This window comes from Serratia sp. CMO1, assembly GCF_015689115.1.
In the GTDB taxonomy this organism is placed as follows: Bacteria; Pseudomonadota; Gammaproteobacteria; order Enterobacterales; family Enterobacteriaceae; genus Serratia; species Serratia marcescens.
On sequence record NZ_CP065032.1, the window covers coordinates 2,443,136 to 2,460,935 of the forward strand.

The following is a 17,800-nucleotide window of genomic DNA, read 5'->3' on the forward strand; positions in this document are numbered from 1 at the left end:
TTTCACCTATTTTTGAAACAAGGCCACGATTTCCGGCGAATACAGGTCGGGATATTTTTCTGCCGCCCCGAGTATATTCTGACGAACCGTTTTACCTTTTACGCTTGGATCTGCTGCCACATACTCTGCCGGGAAAGCCAGCGCATCTTTATCGGCACCTGCAGCCAACAACGCCTTGACGCAGTCAGGATTATTGCTGGTCAGGCTTTCCAGCAGCGGTGTGCCAACAGGCCAGGCCTGTTGCTGGGGCGGTTGAGCATCGATAGAGGTTCCGGGTTTATGCAACAAGGCGATACGCTGCGCCGCTTGCGGGTCCGGCTGGCCGTCCTGGGAAGCATCCCGCGTGCAAACAAAGTGCAAAGGCGTTGATCCTACCTTGCTGACGCCATAAGGATCTGTACCGGCGGCTACCAGCAGTTTGATGACCTCCAGATTAGCCGCCCCTTCCCCCATGATCGGTGAGAATCCTTGCGGGGTAACCTGCTTGGCATCCGCACCAAATTGCAGCAACAGTTTCACCAACGCGGGCGCGGCTCCTTGGCTTTGGGCGGCGGCAATAAGCGGTGTATTAGTCCCCCCTTGCGCAATGACATTGGTATTGGCGCCCGCTTTTAGCAAGCTCTGTAAAATGTGAAGGTCATCATCGGATAATTCAGACTTGTCGGTATTTCCCAACGCTGACAACAATACGGTTTCTCCATTGTCACTGATGGCTTGATTCACATTCACCGACATATCAAGAAAACGATCGAGCAGCGCCGGCTGTTTGTAATAGGCGGCATACCATACCGTTTGAATAGTGGGGTGAGCGCCATTTTTGATCAGTTCATTAATGGTGTCCATATCGCTACTGCTCTTAGAGTAAGCATACGTCATTACCGACTCATCCAGTTTTTGGGTGAGTTCCTCTTGTTCGCCAGCGTGTGCTGCAACCGAGCTCCCCAGCAGGCTCAGCGCCAGTGCGCAGGCTGTGGCACAGCGATTTAAAATAGGCATTTTTTTGTTCCTTCAAAATAATAAAAAAATTAAACAAGTGCTTTCCATTATTACGCAATGGTAATAATCACAGAATTCTTATGTATTCGTATGAAGCGTGCTAACAGATTTCCTTTCCATTTTAGTGGGGAGCCGTTTTTCTATCATAGGAAACAAACGAAAATCAAATTCATTACTGATGAGAACGCCTGGATAATTATGGCCTTTATTCTCGCCAAGAAAGTCAACTCAATTTTTACGCTTTTATATCGTGTATTCCACCGCACTTTGCGGTTCGCATTCCCGGGGGGGCTGGGCTATACCTTAGGCATTCCCCTTTCTGCAGGAGTTGTGATCATGAGCAAGAAAAAGATCCTGATGCTGGTCGGCGACTACGCCGAAGATTACGAAACCATGGTGCCGTTTCAGGCATTGCAGATGATCGGCCATTGGGTGGACGCCGTATGCCCCGGCAAAGCCGTCGGCGATTACATTCAGACCGCGATCCACGATTTTGACGGCGCGCAGACCTACAGCGAGAAACCCGGCCACCGTTTCACCCTGAACGCCGACTTCGCCGCCGCCAAAGAAGAGCACTACGATGCGCTCTTGATCCCTGGCGGTCGGGCGCCGGAATACCTGCGCCTGAATCCCGACGTGATCGCGCTGGTGCAGGCGTTTGACGCCGCGAAAAAACCGATCGCCGCCGTTTGCCACGGCCCGCAGCTGCTGGCAGCGGCCGGGGTGTTGAAAGGCCGCACCTGCAGCGCCTACCCGGCCTGCGCGCCGGAGGTGCGGCTGGGCGGCGGCCATTATGCGGAGATCGGCATCGATCAGGCGCACGTCGATGGCAATCTGGTCACCGCTCCGGCCTGGCCGGCGCATCCGCAGTGGTTGGCGAAGTTCGCCGAGGTATTGGAGCAGTAACGCGGCGCTAACGGAGCTGCTCGATCAGGAAATGGATGTCGTACAGCCAGCGTTTGGCGCGCGCGGAGCGCACCAGCATGGACACGCACAGCGGCCGGGTGTGTTCTTTACAGGCGGAGGGGGAAAACCAGCGCCCGGTATTGCTCGGCGGCTGGAAATACAGCTCGTGGTTGTAATTGCTGCTGTCGACGCCGAAGGTGTCGAAGTAGCGGCGCATCAGCGTGTTGGAGTCGCTGAACGACAGACTGAGCGCGGTGTTGATCTCGGTTTCCGGGGTGATGGCCACGCCCTTCTTCTGCCGCCCAGGCGCGTTGAAGGCGGCGATAAGCGCTATGACCTGTTGCTGAATATCTTCTGCCATGACGACCTCGAGCCGATATGAAGAAAAGGTGAATGCAATTATCTGTCTGACTCTGCTCGCCGCGGCGAGTTCGGGCCACCGGCCGGGTTTTCCGTTTCTTTACACTTTCCATAAGTAAACCGCGCGCCGCCCAACTCGCGGCGCGCGCGGTCGACGGTTAGCGGCTGAGCGTCGTCTTGTCGGCGATGACGCCATCCCCCTGCCGCTCGGCGGCAACCCCGCCGCCCAACACTTTATACAGGGTCGCCTGATTGTCGTACGCCGTCTGCTGCGCGGCGATCAGCGACTGCTGCGCCGTATACAGCGTGCGCTGCGCGTCCAGCACGGTCAGATAGCTGTCCACGCCCTGGCGGTAGCGCAGTTCGGCCAGACGATAATATTGCCGCGCCGCCGCCACATAGCCGGTTTGCGCCGCCAGCTGTTCCTGCAGCGTGGCTTTGCGCGCCAGCGCGTCGGCGGTTTCCTGAAATGCCGTCTGCACCGCTTTCTCATAGGTGGCGACATACAGATCTCTCTGCGCTTTGCTGTAGTTCAGTTGCGACGTGTTATAACCGCCGCTGAAAATCGGCAGGCTGATGCTCGGGGCGAATGACCAAACGCCCGCGCCGTGGCTGAACAGCGACGAGAGTTCACCGCTGCCCACCCCGCCGCTGGCGGTCAGGCTGATCGACGGGAAGAACGCCGCCCGCGCCGAGCCGATATTGGCGTTGGCGGATTTCAGGTTATGCTCCGCCTGCAGCACGTCCGGCCGCGTCAGCAGCACCTGCGAAGAAACCCCGGCCGGCAGGTCGCGCATGATCCTGCCCAGCGCGTCGATGCCGCCGGGCAGCAGGTTTTCCGGCACGCTTTGCCCCACCGCCAAATCCAGCGCGTTTTTCGCCTGCGCGGCGCTGGTCGCATAGCTGGCGGCGTCCGATCGCGCCTGTTGATAAACGGTCTCCGCCGACGCCACGTCAACCAACGATGAAATCCCGTGCTGCTGGTTCTTGCGCGTCACCTCCAGCGACCGTTTGGCGCTTTCCATCGTCTGCTGCGCCACCGCCAGATTGCTGCGCTCGGCCGCCACCGCCACCCAGTCGGTGACGATATCGGCGATCAGCGTCAGGCGGGTGCTTTTCGCCGCCTCCGAGTTCGCCAGGTAAGTTTCGAACGCCGCCCGCGACAGGCTGGCGTTTTTGCCGAACAGATCCAGCTCAAAGGCGCTGACGCCGGCCTGCGCTTCGTAACTCTGGCTGATGGCGGTGGCATTGCCGTTGCCGGTCAGCGAACGTCCGCGACTGCCGTCGGCGGTGGCGTTGATCGTCGGCAACAGCGCCGCGCGCTGCTCACCGTACAGCGCGCGCGCCGACGCGATATTGGCGATCGCCTCGCGCAGATCGCGGCTGCTGCTCAGCCCCATCGCCACCACCTGGCGCAACCTGGCGTCCTGCACATAGTCGCGCCAGGCGATGTCCGGGTAGCTCAACGCCTGCTTGCCGGCGGCCTCGCCCTGCGGCAGCGTTGCCGCTATCGGCGCCGTCGGCCGCTGATAATCAGGATCCAGCGAAATACAGCCAGCCAACAGCAGCGGCAAAGTTAACATCATGACTCGTTGCAACACGTTATTCTCCTGCCTGTGGCGGCCGGCTGGCGGAGCGGCGGCTAAACACGCGGCGCACCAGCACATAAAACAGCGGGACGAAAAAGATGGCCAATGCGGTGGCGGTAAGGGTGCCGCCGATAATGCCGGTACCGATGGCGATGCGGCTGTTGGCGCCGGCGCCGCTGGATACCGCCAGCGGCAGAACCCCGGCGGTGAACGCCAGTGAGGTCATCAGGATCGGCCGCAGGCGCATGCGCGCCGCGTGAACCGCCGCGCCAATCAGCGTTTCACCGCGCTGATGCATTTCCTCGGCGAACTCGACGATCAGAATGGCGTTTTTCGCCGACAAACCGACGATGGTGAGCAGCGCCACCTGGAAGTAGATATCGTTCTCCAGCCCGCGCAGCGTGATTGCCAACAGCGAACCCACGATGCCCATCGGCACCACCAACATCACCGCAAACGGAATCGACCAGCTCTCATACAGCGCCGCCAGGCACAGGAACACCACGATGAGCGAAATGGCGTACAGCGACGACGCCTGGCCGCTGGTCAGCCGCTCCTGATAGGAGAGCCCGCTCCAGGAATAGCTGCTGCCGGCGGAGAATTTCGCCGCCAGTTTCTCCATCTCGCTCATCGCCGTGCCGGAACTGACGCCGGCGGCGCCCTGCCCGGTGATCTCGAACGACGACAGCCCGTTATAGCGCGACAGGTTTTCCGGGCCGTAGATCCAGTGTGAGGAAGCAAAAGCGGAGAACGGCGTCATGCTGCTGTCTCCCGCCGCGTTGGTGCCGCGCACAAACCATTTGTCGAGATCTTCCGGCTTGGCGCGATACGCTACGTCGCCCTGCATATAGACTTTTTTCACCCGGTTGCGATCGATAAAGTCGTTGACGTAGGTGCTGCCGAACGCGCTGCTGAGCGTGCTGTTGACGTCGCCGGCGCTCAGACCGAGCGCCTGCAGTTTGCCGCTGTCGATCTCCACCTGCAGCTGCGGCGTGTCCGGCAAGGTGTTGGCGCGTACCGCCAACAGCGATGGATTGCCGGCGGCGGCGGCGACGATCTGATCGCGCATCGCCTGCAGCTCGGCGCGGGTGGTCGCCCCTTTGGCCTGCAGTTCGAAGGTGAAGCCGTCGGACTGGCCGAAGCCGTCGATCGCCGGCGGGCTCATGGAGAACACCTGGGCGTCGCGCAGCGAGGCGAAGTGCGCCATGGCGCGTTTGGCGATGGCGTCGGCGGTGTTTTCGCTGCCGCCACGTTGGCTCCAGTCTTTGAGGCTGACGAACGCCATGCCGGCGTTTTGCCCGCTGCCGCTGAAACCGAAGCCGTTGATGGTGAAAATGGTGCTGACGTTGGCCTTTTCCTGCTCAAGGAAATAGGCAGTGACCGCCTCGCTCACCGCCGAGGTGCGGGCGTTGGTGGCGCCGGCCGGCAAGGTGTACTGCACCATCACCGAACCCTGATCCTCATTGGGCAGGAAACCGGTCGGCAAACGCAGATACATCACGGCGGTGGCGATCAGCAGCAGGCCGTACAGCAGCAGATAGCGCGTCGGCCGGTGGATCACCCCGCCGACCTTGTCGGCGTACTTCTCCTGCAGCCGGTTATAACCGCGGTTGAATTTACCCAGCAGCCCTTTGTCGGTCTGTTCTTCATGCGTCGATTTCAGCAATGTGGCGCACAGCGCCGGCGCCAGGGTCAACGCCAGCACGACTGACAGCACCATCGAGGAGACGACGGTGATCGAAAACTGACGGTAGATCACCCCGGTGGAACCGCCGAAGAACGCCATCGGCAGAAACACCGCCGACAGCACCAGCGCGATGCCGACCAGCGCGCCGGTGATCTCGCGCATCGATTTCTCCGTCGCCTCGCGCGGCGGCAGTTTATCTTCACGCATCACGCGTTCGACGTTTTCCACCACCACGATGGCGTCGTCCACCAACAGCCCGATCGCCAACACCATGCCGAACAGCGTCAGGGTATTGATCGAGTAGCCGAACGCCGCCAGCACGCCGAAGGTGCCCAGCAACACCACCGGCACGGTGATGGTCGGGATCAGCGTGGTGCGCAGGTTTTGCAGGAACACGAACATCACCACCACCACCAGGACCACCGCTTCAAACAGCGTTTTCACCACCTCCTCGATCGAGATGTTGATAAAGTCGGTGCTGTCTTTCGGGTAAGCCACCTTATAACCCTGCGGCATCGCGCTTTGGTATTCCGCCACCTTGGCCTTCACCAGCTTGGCGGTGTTGAGGGCGTTGGCCCCCGCCGCCAGCTTGACCGCGATCCCCGCCGCCGGGTGGCCGTTGAGGTGCGCGCTGGCGGAGTAATCTTCGTTGCCCAGCTCAACCCGCGCCACGTCGCCCAGCCGTACCAGCGCGCCGCTGCTGTCGCTTTTCAGGATGATATTGCGAAACTGTTCCGGCGTTTGCAGCCGCGACTGCGCCTTCACCGTGGCGGTCAGCTGCTGATCGGCGGCGGCCGGCAGATCGCCTACCTTGCCGGCGGACACCTGGGTGTTTTGCGCCTCGATCGCCGTCTGCACGTCGGAAGGCATCAGCGCATAGCTCGCCAGCCTGGTCGGATCCAGCCAGATGCGCATCGCGTATTCCGAACCGAACACCTGCACGTCCCCCACGCCCTCGATGCGCGACAGCGGATCCTGCAGGTTGCTGACCAGATAGTCGGAAATATCGGCCATCGTCGCCTTGTCGTTCTCGTCATACAGCCCGACGATCAGCAGAAAGCTGCTCTGGGATTTCTTGACCGTCACGCCTTGGGCGGTGACCGCGCTCGGCAAGCGGCTTTCCGCCTGCTGAACTTTGTTTTGCACCTGCACCTGCGCGATATCCGGATCGGTGCCCTGATCAAAGGTGACGTCGATGCTGACCGAGCCGCTGGAGCTGCTGGTCGAAGAGAAATACAGCAGGCCATCCAGACCGGTGAGCTGCTGTTCAATCACTTGGGTGACGCTGTTTTCCAGCGTTTCCGCGTCCGCGCCCGGATAAGTGGCGGAGATGGAAATCTGCGGCGGTGACACGTCCGGGTACTGCGAGATGGGCAACGAATTGATCGACATCAGGCCGCACAGCATGATGATGATGGCGATCACCCAGGCGAACACCGGGCGGCGGATAAAGAACTGCGCCATATCACTGCTCCCCGCGTTGGGCTTTATCGAGCGAGACGGCGACCGGCTTCACCGCCGCGCCGATCGTCACCTTGCTGGTGCCTTCGACGATCAGGCGATCGCCCTCGTTCAGCCCGCTGCCGATCAGCCAGTTGCTGCCCACCACCCGTTCGGCGGTGACGGTGCGCTGCGCCACTTTATTTTGCTCGTCCACCACCAACGCGGTGGCTTCCCCTTTGGCATTGCGGGTGATGCCCTGCTGCGGCGCCAGAATGGCTTTAGAATCGACGCCGTTATCCACCGTGGCGTGGACATACATGCCGGGCAACAGTTCATGTTCGGGGTTGGGGAACACCGCGCGCAGCGTGACCGAACCGGTGGCCTCATCCACCGCCACCTCGGTCAACTCCAGCTTGCCGGCGTGGGCATAAGACGTGCCGTCTTCCAGCTTGATGGCGACCGGCGTGACCGCGCCGCGCTGTAACGCCGCCTGCTGGCGTCGCAACTTAAGCATCTGGGCGCTGGACTGGGTCAGATCGACATAGATCGGATCCAACGCGCGGATGGTGGCCAACGCATCGGTCTGGCTGGCGGTGACCAGCGCGCCCGGCGTCACGGATGAGATGCCGATACGCCCGGCGATAGGCGCACGCACCTGGGTATAACCGAGATTGATGCGCGCCGTCTCCAGCGCCGCCTGATACTGCGCCACCGACGCCACGGCCTGCAGATACGCGGCTTTGGCGTCGTCTGCGTCCTGTTTGGAAACGCCGTTTTCTTTCACCAGCGCCGCATAGCGCTGCGATTTGAGCCGGGTGGATTGCACCGTGGCCTGGGCGTTTTTCAACTGGGCGGCGGCCTGATCGTAGCTGGCCTGATAGCTGGCGGGATCAATTTGATACAATACCTGCCCGGCTTTCACCTCGGCCCCTTCGGTAAACAGCCGCTGCTTGATGATGCCATCGACCTGCGGTCGCACGTCGGAGGTCATGGTGGCGTTGACCCGGCCGGTCAGCTCGCTGCTCAGGGTCACCGACTGGCCGCGCAGCGTGACCACGCCGACCTCCCGTTCACCGCCTGCGCCCGTCGGCGCGCCGGCGTTTTGCCCATCGCAGGCGGCCAGCGACAGCGACAGCCCCAGCGCTAAAAGCGTTTTCCTCTGCATTGCAATACGATCCTATTGAGAATAACTATTCTCAATATATCGAATGCCGCGATGCGCTTCTGAAAGGGTTGCGTAAGGATTCGGTAAAAGTCCGTCGGGCTGAGCCGGCCGGTATCGCGATTATTTGTGCCGCAGCGGCACGTCTTTCAAGAGCCAGGTCAGCGCAAAAGCCAGCGCCATCACCCCGGCGGCAATTTGATACACCGAATGGATCGCCCCGCCGAAAGCCTGCAGGTAATCCTGCTGCAGCGCCGTCGGCAAATGGTGCACCGCTTCTGCGCCGAGCGAGCGCGGCAGCTGCGCGCCTTCCGGCAACAGCGCCGCCAAACGGGTGTGCAACACCTGCGTGAAAATCGCCCCGAACACCGCCACGCCTATCGAACCGCCGATAGAGCGGAACAGCGTGGCGCTGGACGTCGCGACCCCGATATGTCGGGGCTCCACGCTGTTTTGCGCCGCCAAAATCATCACTTGCATCACCATGCCCAGCCCCAATCCCAGCAGGCAAAGATACAGATACAGTTGCTGCACCGGCGTGTTATTGGTCAGAGTGCCGAGCAGCGTCATGGCCCCCAGCGCGCACAGGGTACCGACGATCGGGAACAGGCGATATTTACCGCGTTTGCTGATGATCCGCCCGCTGATGATCGAGCTGGCCATAATGCCGCCCATCAACGGCAGCAGCTGCATCCCGGCCTGCGATGGCGTCGAGCCTTTCACCACCTGCAGATACAGCGGCAGGAAAGTCACGGAGCCGAACAGCGACATGCCGACGATAAAGCCGATCAGGCCGCACAGCACGAAGGTGCGGTTGCGAAACAGCCCGAGGGGAATGATCGGTTCAGCGGCCAGCCGTTCCTCATAGATAAAGCCGCCCAGCGACACCAGGCCAAAGGCCAGAATGCACCACAGCTGGCCGTCCGACCAGGCCATTACCGTGCCCCCCTGGCTGGTGAACAGGATGATGCAGGTGAGCGCCATCGCCAGGTAACCGGCGCCCAGGACGTCGATTTCATGCCGGACTCGATTAACCTGCGACTGAAACACTGCGCCAATCACCAGCAGGGCGAACAGGCCCAGCGGCAGATTGATGTAGAAAATCCAGCGCCAGGAAAAATGCTGCACCAACAGGCCGCCGATCAGCGGCCCCACCACCGTGGCCAGGCCGAATACCCCGCCGAACAGCCCCTGATAACGGCCGCGTTCCGCCGGCGGGATCACGTCGCCGACCACCGCCAGGGTGACCACCAACAGCCCACCGCCGCCCAACCCTTGCAGCGCGCGCATCATAATCAGCTGCGTCATATTTTGCGCCAGCCCACACAGTACCGACCCAAGCAAAAACAGCAAAATAGCGATTTGCAGCACAATCTTGCGGCCGAAAAGATCGCCGAATTTGCCGTACAGCGGCACCACGATAGTGGAAGACAGCAGATAGGCCGTCACCACCCAGGACAGTTTCTCAAGCCCACCAAACTCGCCGACGATGGTCGGCAGCGCGGTGGAGACAATGGTTTGATCCAGCGCCGCCAGCAGCATCACCAGCAGCAACGCGGAAAACAGCAACGGGAGCGAAGGCGCCTTGGCTGGCGCCCCGCCCTGATCGGGCCGGATTGTCGGGTTTTCTATCTCCATCGGAGTCAGTTCACTTGTAATTAATTAATCGCATAATTAATATATGAGTCATCCTTTTCTCCGGTCAATGGATCTCACCGCGATGACAGCACGAAACGTTCAAACTCCCGCCAAGCCTCGCCGCCCCGGCCGGCCGAGCGGCGGTGCCAAAGGGGCTGACAAACGCGAGCATTTGCTTGATACCGCACTGAACCTGTTTGCCCGCCAGGGGATCGTAGACACCTCGTTGAACGCCATTGCGCGCGAGGCAAACGTCACCCCGGCCATGCTGCACTACTACTTTCATAACCGCGATCAGCTGCTGGACGTGCTGATCGAGGAGCGCTTTCTGCCAGTGCGCAAGATGGCCGGCGAAGTATTCGACGCCAACGCGGACGATCCCGTCACCGCCTTCACCCTGCTGGCGCAACGTTTTATCGACATCGCGTTGGAACACCCCTGGTTCGCCCCGCTGTGGCTGCGGGAGGTTATGAGTGAAAGCGGCGTGCTGAAACAGCGCATGGATGAACGCTTCGGTAATGAACGCCATCAGATCGCGCTGCAAGCCATCGCGCGCTGGCAGGCGCAGGGTAAACTTAATCCCGATCTCGAGCCTGCCCTGCTGTTCTTCACCCTGTTCGGCATCACGCTGCTGCCGCTGGCCACCGCGCCCAAATGGCGGCGCGAACGGGATAAAGGCCAGCTAAACGCCGAAGATATCGCCCGCCACGCCGTCGCCCTGCTGCGCTACGGCATCGGCCCGGCGCGTTAACTCACTGGCTCTGGGGATTTAACCAGCCGAAACACCGTTTTGGTGTGCCAATAGTAGTCGATCGCCGCCGCGATATTCGGCATCCAACCGTCCGGCTCATAGGGTACGAAGCCGGAAAAACCCAGCCTGCGGGCAGAAACCTGGAACCCCGCGCCGGAGAAAATGCGCGCATAGTCATCCAGCGAGCGATCCTGCACCACGGTATGCGTCTGTTCAGCTACCCTTGCGCGCCATTGCGGCCACAGCGGGTTGTCGGTGTGGCAACCGGTCACCGCATAGTAAACGCCGCCCGGCTTCAGCGCCCGCAGCATATCGGCGGCATGCTGCGCGATATCTTCGATCAGGTAGATGACTTCATGGCTGAAGGCGATATCGAAATGGTCATCCCAGCCCGTCAGCCGCGTGTCGGTTTGATAACCGATCGGCAGGTTTCCTTTCAGGCGGTTGGCGTGTTCGACGGACTGGCGGGCGATATCGACGCCGAGCCCTTCACGAAATGGCCGGATTTGGTGCAACAGACGCAGAAAACCGCCCTGATTGCAGCCGAAGTCCAGCACCCTGACGCCGGACAGTTCGTGTTCCGGCACCAGAGTTAGCAGATGCCGCCAGATAGGCGCATGGCCTTCCGCCATGGCCTGCTCTGCGTGCGGATCGCGATACCAGGTGGGGATGCTCAAGGGGGAGTCGTTCATTATGGCCTCCTTATGTTTCCACTCAGCCAACCACAGCCTAGGGCGACAAACAACCGCGTGCGCATTTTTTGAACATTCACTGCTCTGGCTTGCCATGCAACGGCAGTTGGCTGGTCACGCAGTGAATGCCGCCGCCGCCGGCGGCGATGGCGTCGATCTCCAACTGTACCACCTTGCGCTGCGGATAGAGCGCCGACAGCAGCGTAAACGCCGCCTTATCCGCCTGCGGATCGCCAAATTCAGGGGCGATCACCGCGCCGTTGATCACGAAATAGTTGATGTAGCCCGCCGCGAAATCGGGATTGCGGCGGCTGAATCGGCTGTCGCGCGGTGCCAACGGCGGCGAAAGCGTATGCACCTGCAACGTGCGGCCATCGGCGTCGGTCGCAGTCTTGAGGATCGCCAGATGCGCCTGGGTAACCGCATGATCATAAGAGGCCGGATCGGTATCCAGGTTGGCCACCACCACGCCCGGCCGCACGAAACGGGCGTAAAAATCGACGTGGGCATCGGTGATATCCCGGCCTTTAATGCCCGGCAGCCAGATAATTTTGCGCAGGCCGAGCATCGCTTTCAGCTCCCGCTCAACCCGCTCCCGGCTCCAGCCCCGGTTGCGGTTCGCATTCACCCAGCAGCTCTCGGTCATGATGCCGGTGCCGTGCCCATCCACTTCGATGCCGCCGCCTTCGCCTACCAGCGCGCTGCGACGCGGTTGAGCGACGCCGTATTTTTTGGCGGCGAACGCCGCCAGACGCTCATCCTTGGCATGTCGCTGTTTATTGCCCCAGCCGTTGAAGTTGAAATCCACCGCGCCCAGCGCACCGGCGTCGTTGAAGACGAAATTGGCGCCGATGTCGCGCATCCAGATGTCATCCAACTCGGTGACGACATAGCTGACGTTATGGCTGCCGCAGGTCGCTTCCGCCAGTTGCCGTTCGTGCGCGCGGCAAAATACCGTCAGTGGCTGAAACTCGGCGATGGCGCGGGCGATGCGCCCCTGCGCGGCCTGCACGTCCGCCGTGAACCCGCCCCAAATCGCACGCTGTGCGCCGAACGCGAGAAACGCCCGCTGCTGCGGTTCCCCTTCGTCGGGCAGGCGCCAGACCGCGTTAAGCGCAGCTTTCGCGTGACCGCGTAACGGAATGCCCAATGATGCCGCCAAACCCACGCCGGCCACTGCCGAAAACTGCTTGATAAAGGTGCGACGCGTTGCCATAAATGGCCTCTTTAAATTAATTTAAATTCAAATGGTTATCCGGTTTCTTTACGCTCCGGCGCTTGAATCCCATGCTAGTCTTCCCCTGCCACCGCGACAAACGATATATTTAGTGGATATCTGATTAGACAGGCTTATCGATAATGTTAAAACACTGGCCTCCTTTGAGCGCCCTGCGCGGTTTCGAAGCGGCGGCGCGCCTGGGCAGTTTTCATCAGGCCGCCGAAGAATTGCACCTGACCCAGTCGGCCATCAGCCAGCAGATCCGCAGCCTCGAAGCGTTTCTGGAACAGCCGCTGTTCTTCCGCACCGGCCGCAGCGTAACGCTGACCGACGCCGGCCACGATCTGTTCAGCACCGCACAGGTGATGCTGCAACAGCTGGCCGTCGGCATTCGCCGTTTGGATCAGTACCGCAAACCCAACCAGCTGATCGTCAACACCACCCCGGCCTTTGCCCGCCACTGGCTGACGCCGCGGCTGGGCGATTTCAACCGGCGACATCCTCAGATCGATCTGTGGCTGTTCACCAGCTTTGAACCGCCGGATATGGCGACGGACAGCATCGATCTGGCGATCCGCGACGATCTCAGCGCGCAGGCGGACTGCACCTTCAAGGTTCTCTGTACCGACCGGCTCTACCCCGCCTGCCACCCCAGCCTGCTTGCGTTGACGCCGGAGCAGCGCGTGACCTTGCACGGCGAACGTGAGATGGACTGGAGCCACTGGGCGGTGGCGGGCGGCACGCACGTCGGCCAACGCGACAGCGGGCTGAACTTCTCCGATCCTGGTCTGCTGCTGGACGCCGCCTGCAATGGCCTCGGCATCGCGTTGGTCAGCCAACTGCTGGCGCAACATGCGCGCGACGTCGGGCTGCTGCAACCGTTAACCGAGCAACGCGTGCGCGGCGCCAACTGGGCGTGGCTGCTGCACCGCGACAGCGAACACAATCCGCTCGCCCGGCACTTCTGCCAATGGCTCCAGTTGGCGCTGTCCGCCGGCGCATAACGCGCCACGTCACGATTTGCTACTCTGGTCAGGCGGCCCCGCCTGACCGCTGCTACCTTCAATAAAGCGTCGCAACAACCCGAAGAAAACGCGCTAACCTGCTGTTTCAAAATAATTAGTTGAATTCACCTGATAACTGAACATCGCTAAAAGGATCTTCTATGTCTGCCGGTTTATTGAAAACGATAGCTCTGAGCGTGGCCCTTGCCTGCACCGTTCCCGCCGCCTTTGCCGCCGATCTGACCGCCGGCGCGGTCGCCGCCCCGGATCAGTATGGCGCCAAGGTCGCCGCGCACATTCTGCAGGCCGGCGGCAACGCGGTCGACGCGGCGGTCGCCACCGCCTTTACCCTCGCGGTGACCTACCCTGAAGCCGGCAATATCGGCGGCGGCGGCTTTATGACGTTGTACGTCGACGGCAAACCCTATTTCCTCGACTACCGCGAAGTGGCGCCCAAGGCCGCCGGCAAGACCATGTATCTGAACGAGAAAGGCGAAGTGATCGAAAATCTCAGCCTGGTGGGCAGCCGCGCCGCCGGTGTGCCGGGCACCGTGCTGGGGTTGTGGGAAGCCCATAAGCGTTTCGGCAAGCTGCCGTGGGCCGAACTGCTGACGCCGGCGATAGGTTACGCCCGGCAAGGTTTCACCGTGGCGGACCAGCAGTATCAGTACCGTGAAGACGCCAACAAACTGTTCGCCGGTAAAACCAACTTCGGCGACTATTTCGGCGCCATGAAGCCCGGCACGGTGTTCAAACAGCCGGAGCTGGCCGCCACCCTTGAGCGCATCGCCAAATCGGGCGCCGACGATTTTTATCACGGCGAAACCGCCCGCCTGCTGGTGGCGCAAATGCAGCGCGACAACGGGCTGATCGGCGCGGCGGATTTGGCCGACTATCGGGTGAAATGGCGTGAACCGATGCGCATCAGCTGGCGCGGCAACACCGTGTATACCGCCCCGCTGCCCAGCTCCGGCGGCATTGCGTTGGCGCAGCTGCTGGGGATCAAAGAAGATCGCGCGGCCGACTTCAAGGGCGTGCCGCTCAACTCGGCGCGCTATATCCACCTGTTGGCGGAAATCGAAAAACGCGTGTTCGCCGATCGCGCCGACTACCTTGGCGACCCGGATTTCACTAACGTGCCGGAAGCGCAGCTGATCGCCCCTGATTACCTGCAAAAACGCGCCGCCGAGATCAACCCGACGGCGATCTCGCCGACCGAACGGGTGCGGCCGGGGCTGGAAAGCCACCAAACCACCCATTTCTCGATCGTCGATGCGGCCGGCAACGCGGTCAGCAATACCTATACGCTCAACTGGGACTTCGGCAGCGGCGTGGTGGTCAAGGGCGCCGGCTTCCTGCTTAACGACGAGATGGACGACTTCAGCGCCAAACCCGGCGTCGCCAACGCCTTCGGCGTGGTGGGCAGCGACGCCAACGCCATCGAGCCGGGCAAACGCATGCTCTCCTCGATGAGCCCGACCATCATCACCCGCGACGGCGACGTCACCCTGGTGATCGGCACCCCGGGCGGTTCACGCATCTTCACCTCGATCTTCCAGGTGATCAACAACCTCTACGATTACCACCTGCCGCTGGCGCAGGCGGTGGCCGCCCAGCGCGTGCACCATCAGCTGTTGCCGAAGGACACCGTCTACTATGACAGCTTTGCGCCGCTGACCGGCAAACCGGCGGACGAGCTGAAGGCCATGGGTTACACCCTCGAAGACCAGGGCTGGAACATGGGGGATATTCAGGTCATCCGCATCGATGGCCGCACGCCGGAAACCGCGTCCGATCCGCGTGGCCGCGGCGTGGGCCTGGTAGTGAAAAAGTAACGCCCCGGCGGCCCGCCTTCGATTAGACGGGCCGCTACTTCCCCGCATTGACTGCCGCTGCGCCCTTTCTTACTCATCTATACTGAAGCGACAGGCGCGCGTTTGACGACGGCGGCGTCTGCCTTCCTTCTTAGACGATAACGAAAATATTATTTTTAAATCAATCACCTGAATTTTTCGTAAGCGGTGTCGGAGGCAATCAATAATGGCGAAAAGACGAGCAGTACCCGGTGTCCATCCCTACGATGGGCCCGCCGGCGGTTGGGGCGCGCTGAAAGCGACGGCCATCGCCGTGCGCACGCAGATGGATACCTTAGAAGCGCCGGTGACACTGATGCGCACCAACCAGCCCGACGGGTTTGACTGCCCGGGATGCGCATGGCCGGATAAAGAGCATCGCTCCACCTTTCAGTTTTGCGAAAACGGCGCCAAAGCGGTGACCTGGGAAGCGACCAGCAAGCGCGTGACGCCCGAATTCCTGGCGCAAAATACCGTGACCTCACTGCTGCAAAAAACCGATTATCAGTTGGAAGACTATGGCCGCCTGACCACGCCCCTGTTTTATGACGCCGGGACGGACACCCTGCGCCCGCTGGCCTGGGACGAGGCGTTCCAACGCATCGCCGCCGTCTTGCAGACGCTGCCGCCGGAACAGGTGGAATTTTATACCTCCGGCCGGGCGTCCAATGAGGCGGCCTACCTGTTCCAGCTGTTTGCGCGTGAATTTGGCAGCAATAACTTTCCCGACTGCTCCAACATGTGCCATGAGCCGACCAGCGTTGGCCTGCCGCAATCGATCGGCATCGGTAAAGGCACCGTCTCGCTGGACGACTTTGACAGCGCGGAGCTGGTTATCTCCATCGGGCACAATCCGGGCACCAACCACCCGCGCATGATGGGCACGCTGCATGAGCTGGCGCGCAAAAAAGTACCGATCATTGTCTTTAACCCGCTGCGCGAGCGGGCGCTCGAACGTTTCACCGATCCGCAAAACGTCATCGAAATGGCGACCTACAGTTCGACCCCGATCGCTTCAACCTACTATCAGGTCAAAGCCGGCGGTGACGCCGCGGCGCTCAAAGGCATCGCCAAAGCGTTGCTGCAGTTGGATGATGAGCATGGCAATGCGCTGGATCACGCCTTTATTGCCGAGCACACTGAAGGGTTTACGGCTTTCGCCGCCGACCTGAAGGCCACCGGTTGGGATGCGATTGAGGCGGAGAGCGGCCTGGCGCGCCGGGATCTGGAACAGGTCGCCGCCGCTTACGCGAAATCCAATGCCACCATCGTGACCTACGGTATGGGCATTACGCAACACAATAAAGGCACCGCCAACGTGCGCCTGATCGCTGACCTGCTGCTGCTGCGCGGCAACATCGGCAAACCGGGCGCCGGCATTTGCCCGCTGCGCGGCCACTCTAACGTGCAGGGCAATCGCACCGTCGGCATCACCGAAAAACCCTCGGCCGAATTTTTGGCGAAGTTGGAAACGGTGTTTGGCTTCACGCCGCCCAAGGCCCACGGTCACGATGCCGTGAAATGCATGCAGGCGATGATCGACGGCGCTTCGAAGGCGTTGATCTGCCTGGGCGGCAACTTCGCCGTAGCGCTGCCGGACCCCGATCAGAGCTTCCCGGCGATGAAAGCGCTGGAGTTAAGCGTGCATATCGGCACCAAACTCAACCGCAGCCATCTGTTGGTGGCGAAAGAAACCCTCATTCTGCCCTGCCTGGGCCGCACCGAACTGGACATGCAGGCCGGCGGGCGACAATCGGTGACGGTGGAGGATTCGATGTCGATGGTGCATGCCTCGTCCGGCAAATTAAAACCGGCGTCGGAACTGCTGCGTTCGGAACCCGCCATTGTGGCCGGCATGGCCAAAGCGGTGATGCCCGCCAGCAAGGTGCCCTGGGATGAACTGATCGAAGATTACGACGTGATCCGCGATCTGATCGAAAAAACCATTCCGGGCTTCGACGATTACAACGCGCGCATTCGCCAACCCGGCGGTTTCCGCATGCCATTGCCGCCGACCGAGCGCCAGTGGCCGACGGCGACGGGCAAGGCGATGTTTTCGGTGTTCAGCGGGTTACACGAAGACCAGATTGCGGCGGAACAAAATACGCTGCGGCTGATCACCCTGCGCAGCCACGATCAGTACAACACCACCATCTATGCTCTGGACGACCGCTATCGCGGGGTTTTCGGCCGGCGCGACGTGCTGTTTATGAATGACAGCGATCTGCAACGTTTGGGGCTGGAGCATGGCGACGTGGTCGACCTGGAAACGGCGTTGCCCGGCAGCACCCAGCGCCTGGAAGGCATCACGGTGATCGCCTACAACATCTCAGCCGGCTCGGTCGGCGCCTACTACCCGGAAGCCAACGTGCTGGTGCCGCTGCATTACATCGATGAGGAGAGCGGCACGCCTTCGTACAAATCGGTGCCAATCCGCGTGAAGTTGAGATCCAAAGAGGTGCGCGCGGTTAAGATCGCTTAGTGGGAACGCTACGGCCCC

Annotated in this window: 13 protein-coding genes; 5 read left to right on the forward strand and 8 right to left on the reverse strand. The window is 61.2% G+C overall.

Annotated elements, in window-relative coordinates; all coding sequences use genetic code 11:
• Nucleotides 1-6 precede the first annotated feature (6 nt).
• Entirely contained in the window at nucleotides 7-996 is a 990-nt protein-coding gene (locus IT763_RS11670; RefSeq protein ID WP_079452121.1) for an ankyrin repeat domain-containing protein, read from the reverse strand.
• 336 nt (nucleotides 997-1,332) lie between these two features.
• On the opposite strand from IT763_RS11670, the gene IT763_RS11675 reads away from it, so the two are divergent.
• Complete coding sequence (locus IT763_RS11675) at nucleotides 1,333-1,902, forward strand: DJ-1/PfpI family protein (protein ID WP_004937978.1); 570 nt, start codon at nucleotides 1,333-1,335, stop codon at nucleotides 1,900-1,902.
• Between the two features lie 7 nt (nucleotides 1,903-1,909).
• Here IT763_RS11675 and IT763_RS11680 read toward each other — a convergent pair whose 3' ends face one another.
• From IT763_RS11680 to IT763_RS11700, 5 genes are all read right to left on the reverse strand, one after another.
• Nucleotides 1,910-2,263: a DUF1493 family protein gene (locus IT763_RS11680; RefSeq protein ID WP_176063138.1), complete on the reverse strand. Its 354-nt coding sequence runs from the start codon at nucleotides 2,261-2,263 to the stop codon at nucleotides 1,910-1,912.
• Nucleotides 2,264-2,420: 157 nt separating this feature from the next.
• Entirely contained in the window at nucleotides 2,421-3,863 is a 1,443-nt protein-coding gene (locus IT763_RS11685; protein ID WP_305792062.1) for an efflux transporter outer membrane subunit, read from the reverse strand.
• Between the two features lies 1 nt (nucleotide 3,864).
• Nucleotides 3,865-7,002 carry an efflux RND transporter permease subunit gene (locus IT763_RS11690; RefSeq protein ID WP_060445133.1) on the reverse strand — a complete coding sequence of 1,046 codons (3,138 nt, stop codon included), beginning with the start codon at nucleotides 7,000-7,002 and terminating at the stop codon, nucleotides 3,865-3,867.
• Between the two features lies 1 nt (nucleotide 7,003).
• On the reverse strand, nucleotides 7,004-8,146 hold the full coding sequence (locus IT763_RS11695; protein WP_016927677.1) for an efflux RND transporter periplasmic adaptor subunit: 1,143 nt from the start codon (nucleotides 8,144-8,146) through the stop codon (nucleotides 7,004-7,006).
• A gap of 120 nt (nucleotides 8,147-8,266) precedes the next feature.
• Nucleotides 8,267-9,781 (reverse strand): MDR family MFS transporter, encoded by a 1,515-nt coding sequence (locus tag IT763_RS11700; RefSeq protein WP_049299281.1) that lies wholly within the window; start codon nucleotides 9,779-9,781, stop codon nucleotides 8,267-8,269.
• Nucleotides 9,782-9,863: 82 nt separating this feature from the next.
• Between IT763_RS11700 and IT763_RS11705 the strand changes: the two genes are divergently transcribed.
• On the forward strand, nucleotides 9,864-10,532 hold the full coding sequence (locus tag IT763_RS11705; protein ID WP_228009708.1) for a TetR/AcrR family transcriptional regulator: 669 nt from the start codon (nucleotides 9,864-9,866) through the stop codon (nucleotides 10,530-10,532).
• On the opposite strand, the gene IT763_RS11710 is transcribed toward IT763_RS11705, so the two are convergent.
• Nucleotides 10,529-11,224 carry a bifunctional 2-polyprenyl-6-hydroxyphenol methylase/3-demethylubiquinol 3-O-methyltransferase UbiG gene (locus IT763_RS11710; RefSeq protein WP_048797238.1) on the reverse strand — a complete coding sequence of 232 codons (696 nt, stop codon included), beginning with the start codon at nucleotides 11,222-11,224 and terminating at the stop codon, nucleotides 10,529-10,531. The genes IT763_RS11705 and IT763_RS11710 overlap by 4 nt on opposite strands.
• 76 nt (nucleotides 11,225-11,300) lie before the next feature.
• On the reverse strand, nucleotides 11,301-12,440 hold the full coding sequence (locus tag IT763_RS11715; RefSeq protein WP_206194728.1) for an agmatine/peptidylarginine deiminase: 1,140 nt from the start codon (nucleotides 12,438-12,440) through the stop codon (nucleotides 11,301-11,303).
• 143 nt (nucleotides 12,441-12,583) lie between these two features.
• On the opposite strand from IT763_RS11715, the gene IT763_RS11720 reads away from it, so the two are divergent.
• The 3 genes from IT763_RS11720 (at nucleotide 12,584) to IT763_RS11730 (ending at nucleotide 17,782) form a co-directional block, all read left to right on the forward strand.
• On the forward strand, nucleotides 12,584-13,447 hold the full coding sequence (locus tag IT763_RS11720) for a LysR substrate-binding domain-containing protein (protein ID WP_206194729.1): 864 nt from the start codon (nucleotides 12,584-12,586) through the stop codon (nucleotides 13,445-13,447).
• Nucleotides 13,448-13,608: 161 nt separating this feature from the next.
• Nucleotides 13,609-15,282: a gamma-glutamyltransferase gene (gene ggt / locus IT763_RS11725; protein WP_049299286.1), complete on the forward strand. Its 1,674-nt coding sequence runs from the start codon at nucleotides 13,609-13,611 to the stop codon at nucleotides 15,280-15,282.
• 202 nt (nucleotides 15,283-15,484) lie between these two features.
• Complete coding sequence (locus IT763_RS11730) at nucleotides 15,485-17,782, forward strand: FdhF/YdeP family oxidoreductase (protein WP_116403610.1); 2,298 nt, start codon at nucleotides 15,485-15,487, stop codon at nucleotides 17,780-17,782.
• Nucleotides 17,783-17,800 lie beyond the last annotated feature (18 nt).